The sequence below is a fragment of the Streptacidiphilus melanogenes genome, assembly GCF_000787835.1.
GTDB classification, from domain to species: Bacteria; Actinomycetota; Actinomycetes; order Streptomycetales; family Streptomycetaceae; genus Streptacidiphilus; species Streptacidiphilus melanogenes.
The window spans coordinates 159589-166210 of record NZ_BBPP01000012.1 but is presented as its reverse complement, the minus strand read 5'-3'; the positions used below and the strand labels follow the sequence as shown (position 1 = coordinate 166210).

The following is a 6622-nucleotide window of genomic DNA, read 5'->3' as shown; positions in this document are numbered from 1 at the left end:
GTGGCGGGGCTGTGTGTGGCGTTGTCCGGCACCGTACTGACGCCCGCGACCGCCGCACCGGCCGCAGCCAAGCCGGCTCCCGCCCCCGCGCGGGTCCGAGGAACCGACCCTTCGACCACCTTCGTCTACACCGGGGCCCCGCAGACCTTCGACGTTCCCGCGAACGCGCTCGTCACCATCACCGCGGACGGCGCAGGCGGGGCCGACAACACCGGCACCGTCTGCGGATACACCGGGACCGGGGGCACGGGGGCGGTGGTCACCACCACCCTGCCGGTGACCACCGCCCCGACGACCTACACCGTCAACGTCGGTGGCACCGGCACCGTCGGCTGCAACGGGAGCGGTGCCGCCGGATTCAACGGGGGCGGCCCGGGCGGCACCTCAAGCGACCCCACCGGCCAGTTCCGCCGAGGCCCCGGCGGAGGCGGGGCGTCCAGCGTCAGCAGCGGCACCGGCCTCCTCGTCGTCGCGGGCGGCGGCGGTGCCGCCGGCGGCACCCCCTTCGCCGGCACGACCACGGGAGGGAACGGGGGCAACGGCGGCACGCCGGACGCCACCGCAGGCACCACCGGAGGAGCCGACGCCGGGGGCTCACCGGGATCCGGCGGGCAAGGCGGCAGCACCACCGCCATGACCGTGGGCACCGGCGGCACGCCGGCCACCGCGACCGCGGGCTGCAGCCCAGCCGCAGGCGGCCCGGGAACCAGCTTCAGCGGCACGACGGTCGGGACCGGCGGCACCGGCGGCAACAACACCGGCGGAAACTGCGTGGCCGCCGGCGCTGGCGGTGGCGGCGGCGGCGGGTACTTCGGCGGCGGAGGGGGCGGCGCCGCCAACCCTGGCACCACCGGTTTCGGCCGCGCGGGCGGTGGTGGCGGCGGCGGAGGCAGCAGCTTCGCCACCCCCACCGGCACCGGGACGACCTATGCTGCCTCGACGATCGGGACGGCGAACAACAACGGAAGGGTGACCATCTCCTACACCGTCCTGGGCAAGCCGGTCACCACCTTCCTCACCGCGATGCCCGCACGCACGCGGGTCGGTCTCCCGGTCGTGCTCAGCGACCTGGTCTGCCCCACCGCGGGGTCCACGACCAGGCCCACCGGCACCGTCACCTTCACCGACACCACGACCGGGACGCCCCTGGGCACCGCACGCCTTTTCCTCTCCCTCGGCAACTGCGCAGCAGCCGGGACCGTCACGGCGTTCCGCACCACCGGCCCCCACACCATCACAGCCGTCTACAGCGGCGACTCGGTATACCGAGGCAACGGCGGCAACCCCGAAACCACCACCGTCACCGTCAACTGACCGCAACCCCACCCACAACCGACAGGCACACTCCGCCGGGCCCCGGCCGCCCCCTCGGCTGGGGACCCACGCCACCCCCCTCCGTGCGCAAAAACACCACCCTGCGCACCACACGCCCCGTCGACCGCGAGCAATGCACCACCTGACCCGTCACCACCCCACAACAACCGGACACCGTATCCACCACCAGCACCCCCACCAGCGGATGAGACTCACAACTCGCACGCGTCGCTTCGATCCTCACCCCCTCCAACTACTGACCACCCCACCCCCGGACAATCACTCACACGAGTGGCATATGCCCCCAACACGTTCCCCCCGCGCGGCCTGGGATCGCCCACCACACCGATCAACTGCCCGGCCCACCACGGCCGTACCCAAAACCGGAACACGCCCGGCGGGCTCCCGACAGCCCCGAAACAAGGCGCACGGCGACCAGCGGCAGCGGAGCGGTTGCGGCAACAGCCCACCGTTGCCGTCGCCCCGGACGGCTTCCGCTCGCCTCCCGGCCCAACCGCCCGTTGTGGGGCCCCGGCCGCGAGCGGGGCCGACGGCGTCGGCCCGCAGCCAGAGCCTCAGACCGAGGCCAGAGCGCCGATGACGCTCGGGACCGCTTTCGGCCGTCCTCAGCGCAGACGGAGTGCTCGGGTCGGGGACGAACCAGAACCAACGGCGCTTGACGAGGCAGAAGGCGTCGGCGTAGCGCATGGACTGGCTGGCGCCGCCACGTTCGTTCCCGGACCCGGACCACACATCGCAATATCACTCGGAGCAAAGCCGCCGACCAAGCGAGCGAGATCAGCAACACCACCAAGAACGTCGTGGTTCCCAGCCGCACGCTGCGGAACTGGCGCACCCGCAGCTGCGCCAGGTCCAGGAACAGGTAGATGATCCCCAAGGTGGCCGCGAACTGCGCCGCCGGCCGCGAACCTCCAACTGCGGGACATACGCGCCCGGGCGGGCGCCCCAAACCCCCTTGAGCACCTCCGTGAGGGGCTTCCCGCCGCGATGAGCGTCGCGGCCGAGCCCGACTCGCCGCAAACGGACGAACCTCCGCCACCCGCGCGAGTGGCGGCCTGCCTGTCTGCGCGCGGTCAACCGCGTCGTCGGTGATGATTCCCGCTGCATCCCTGGTCACGGAGAAAGTGAGAGGTCATGTCCCGAGTTTCCTCGTCCGCCGCCGTGTGTGCTGCCGCACTCGCGCTCCTTGCCGCGGCCACCCCCGCGGTCGCTGCCCCAGGACCCGTGCACCCGCGCCCGGTCCATCTTCCGGTCACGCTCGCCAACGCCCCGGGCACTTCCTCCAACTGGGCGGGGTACACCGCTACAGGCCAGAAGTTCACCAGCGTCAGCGCCAGCTGGACTCAGCCGACCGCGACGTGCACGGGCGAGGACACCTGGTCGTCCTTCTGGGTGGGACTGGACGGCGACGGCAGCGACACCACCGAGCAGACCGGCAGCGAGGCCGACTGCTCCGGGGGCGTCCCGGTCTACTACTCCTGGTACGAGATGTATCCGAATGCTCCTGTCACCTACTCGGACCCGGTGCAGCCCGGTGATCAGTTCACCGCCTCGGTCACCAGCCTCGGCAGCGGCCAGTTCGCCCTCACAATCACCGACGCCACGCAGGGCTGGACCCATACCGTCAATGAGACCTCCCCTACCGCGAAGCTGGCGTCGGCCGAGGTCATCGCCGAAGCCCCGACCGGTCCGCTCGGGGTACTGCCGCTGACCGACTTCACGACGGCGTCGTTCACCGGTGCACAGGTCAACGGTCAGCCGATCGGCGCCTCCAACCCGCAGGCCCTGACCATGACGCGTCCCGACGGGACCGCGAAGGCCACCCCCTCCGCCCTGACCGGTGGCACGGACTTCTCGGTGGCGTGGCAGCAACACTGACCGGCCGACGGGCACGCGGAGGCCCGGCAGACACCCCGGGCCGCGGCACCCCAGGGTGTCCCACCCACCGAGCCCAGACCCACCCCTCGAGGGCATCCGCACAGACCGGGCCCGTCACACGACCCCGCGTCACACCCCGCTGTGACACCACCCCATGACGCGACGCAACAAAACCGCGAGAGACGCTGCGGGCGACAGCAAAGCCGGCGCTCGGCCCGCACGGCACCACCCAAAGCGCGACATCGGCAGGCGGAAGCCCAGCCCCGCGGGCACGGACGCGCGGGACGACGGGTGGGACGGCCTGCGCGCGGCCCGACCGATCGAGGGCACCCGTACTCCCGTGACCGTGCCGGGCACCGGCCCGCCACAGCGCCCGACGCCGCAGCTGCGCGGGAGGGCGGGCCTGCCCGGGGCGGGCGCGGCAAGGCAGCATCAGACAGGCCACGCGGCCAGAGGCACCGACACCGGCGCCGCCCTCACGGCCAGCCCGGGTGGGACGGCGGCGGGGTACCGGGAGTTCGAGACACACGGCGCGCTCAATCCGCATGACACCACGCAGCTCGACGGCCCGACCCGCCTGGGGATGGCAGCCGGCAACAACGCCCGGCCCGTGCGAGCACTCCAGAGAGGCCCGGGCCGGATCCGCCCGCCCCCCACCCGAGCAACAGAAACACACCAGCCCCGCACAGCACACGACCTGGCACGGCGACCCCGGGCACGCGCAGTGAAACGGCCGCCCCCGGGGCACGCCTGGCGCAGGACCCGAGGAGTCAGCGGACCTCGAATCCGATCTCGTCCCATTCAAAGCCGCCCGGTCCGAAGCCGCCCGGTCCGAAGCCGCCGCGCAGGCGGCCGGCCGCACGGCCCACGCGGAAACCGGCCCGGACCAGCCCGCCGGAACCACAAGACGGTGGCACACGTCCCACCGGCACACCACCACGGAGCGGAGCGGCTGGAAATGCGTAAGGAAAGCCCCACGAAGGGCCTCGGCGTGGCCGGTTGCTGCCTGGCGCTGGGCCTCCTCGTCACCGGGTGCGGAGCGCAGCATCCCGCGGGCGGCACCCCAGTGGTCGTGAGCAACGGCGGCCTCACGCCGCCACCCGCCCCCACAACGAGCGTGAACCCAACGCCGCAAGGTGCCGCCGCGACACCGGGCGGATCATGCCCAACGCCCGCGCAGTGGATGAACCGGGTGCCCCGACGTCCGACAACGCAACGCCCGCGAACACGCCCGAAGCGGAGGAGCTCTCACAGGCGATCGGCACCGCGGGCCGACAGGCGGCCTTCGCCGACGTCTACGGCAGCCAGGTCACCGACTTCCCCGTCGGGCATGTCGCACTCTGCGTCACCGACCTGGCCGCCGGTCACAGACTGGCCGCCGAAGCCAAGCGAATCGACCCCCGAGTCGGCCTCAACCGCCTCGATCTGTACCTCTCCCGCTACAGCGCCGCCCGATTGAGCGCCGCAGCGCAGCGGCTCGCGCCGATGATGCCGAAGGGCGCTATGGGCTTCCCCGTCAACGCCGTGGCCGGGACCCCGGACGCATCCGGCATCGAGGTCGACACGAACGCCGCCGGCACCGCTTCGCAAGCCTTCAGACAGCACCTCGAACAACTGACAGGAGGGATCCCGGTGACGCTCGTCGACCAGGGTCCCGCGATTCCCGCTTGAACCCCGACGCCATCGGCAACCGAGCCGCGTCAACGCTCCCGGGAGCCGGCCGCTGCTACGGCCGGCCGTAGCAGCGGCCGGCTGTAGCAGCCGTCCGAACCGATCGACTGCCCGCTTCCAGACAGGCCCGCCTGAACACGCACGACGGCGGCCACGCCGTGCTGACCGCCACCATCCCGTTCCGGCGCAATCCCCTGACAAGCCGTCCGCCCCAGGTGACATGATCTGCGGCTATGCCGACACACCGTACTGCTGTCGACCCGGCCGCCGTCCTGACCACGTCCGCGTGCTCGTCCACCCGACGCGCCAGGGCGAGGCCGCCGCCCCGCCCGAGTCGCCGACGGCGACCGTCGCCGCCCCAGCGCACCTGCGCGCGGCAGCGAGCGGGCCCCGATCGTGTGCACCCCAGGGAGGGACAGCGCGGGCGAGGAAGACACTCCTTGACGCAGTCCACCAGGCATGGGCCGCGATGCAGGCCGACCCGCACGCCGACGGCGCGTTCCACGGCCCGCCCGCATCCTCGCCGACCATGTCGACCACGACGCGGCGAACGTGCTGGACCGAACGGTGGCTACCGGCCCCGCGCCTCCAGGTCGGCGACGACGCCGACAACGAAGTACGGTGACCTACCATGATCGAATCCGAGATCGAGATCCACGAAGATCTGGTCCGCGACCTGCTGCGCGATCAGCATCCGGACCTAGCCGAGCTGCCCATCCGCGAGGTGCCGGGCGGCTGGGGCAACCAGATGTGGCGCCTCGGCGACGAGTTGGCCGTCCGGATGCAGCGCATGGACAACGGCCCCGATCTGCAGCTCAAGGAGCGGCGCTGGCTGCCGGTACTGGCCCCACGCCTGCCGCTGCCGATCCCGACCCCGGTGCGAAACGGTGCACCCTCCGAGCGCTTCCCAAAGATCTGGACCGTCATGACCTGGGTCGAGGGCACACCCCTGGACCACGCCTCGATCACCCGCGGCGACCACGCGGCCGACCTCCTCGCCGCCTTCCTCACAGCGCTGCACGTGGAGGCGCCCGCCGAAGCACCGAACGCCTCGGACCGCGGCGGCCACCCCAAGGAGTGCACGGACGGCTTCGAGTACTTCCTGCAGGCCGTGGACCTCGGCGGCTTCGCCGAGCACGACATCCGGGCCGTGTGGAACGACGCGGTCGCGGCTGCGCAGTGGCAGGGCCCGCGGGTGTGGGTCCACGGCGACCTGCATCCCGCGAACGTGGTGGTCGCCGACGGCACACTGGCGGGCGTCGTCGACTTCGGCGACGTCTTCGCCGGCGACCCGGCGTGGGACCTCGCCGCCGCCTGGCTGCTGCTCCCCGCGGGAGGCGCGTCACGGTTCTTCGACACCTACGCCCAGGCGGACGAGGCGATGCTGCGACGGGCGCGCGGGCTGGCCGCGATGAAGAGCCTGTTCTTGATGCTGATGGGCCAGAACGGGGACCGCTCACTGCCCGGCGGCAAGCCGAACTGGGGGCCCGCAGGCCGGTCGGCCCTTCAACGTGTCCTGAAGGGCCTTTGACCGGCGGCCAGGGCGCTGACGGTCACCAGCGGTCCTGGGACAGTGCTAGCGATGAAGCGCCTTCGGGACCGACCGGCCGAAGGCGGTGACCACACCTGGGAAACACCAGTCGCCTTGGGCTTTGCGCGATGGAGGCCGGCCGGGATCCTGCGGCTGTCCCAGCTGTCGCTCACGCCGACGCGATAGGGGCACCACCACAGGCGGGGA

The 6622-nt window shown here is 72.2% G+C and carries 4 protein-coding genes; all 4 read left to right on the top strand.

Going from position 1 to position 6622, the window contains the following annotated elements:
• A partial coding sequence (locus tag TR49_RS40040; protein ID WP_236653386.1) for an Ig-like domain repeat protein occupies positions 1-1314 on the top strand: 1314 nt, incomplete at its 5' end.
• A 1245-nt stretch (positions 1315-2559) separates the two neighbouring features.
• The gene (locus TR49_RS16305) at positions 2560-3213 is read left to right on the top strand and encodes a G1 family glutamic endopeptidase (protein WP_052434352.1); all 654 of its coding nucleotides are present in this window, start codon (positions 2560-2562) and stop codon (positions 3211-3213) included.
• 1161 nt (positions 3214-4374) lie between these two features.
• Positions 4375-4884, top strand: a complete 510-nt coding sequence (locus TR49_RS16300) for a hypothetical protein (RefSeq protein ID WP_042382326.1) — start codon at positions 4375-4377, stop codon at positions 4882-4884.
• Between the two features lie 631 nt (positions 4885-5515).
• Positions 5516-6415 (top strand): aminoglycoside phosphotransferase family protein, encoded by a 900-nt coding sequence (locus tag TR49_RS16295; RefSeq protein WP_042382324.1) that lies wholly within the window; start codon positions 5516-5518, stop codon positions 6413-6415.
• Positions 6416-6622 lie beyond the last annotated feature (207 nt).

Coding starts and splice junctions, on each gene's coding strand:
- TR49_RS16300 (WP_042382326.1), top strand. CDS start 4,375: ATGCCCAACGCCCGCGCAGTGGATGAACCGGGTGCCCCGACGTCCGAC.
- TR49_RS16295 (WP_042382324.1), top strand. CDS start 5,516: ATGATCGAATCCGAGATCGAGATCCACGAAGATCTGGTCCGCGACCTG.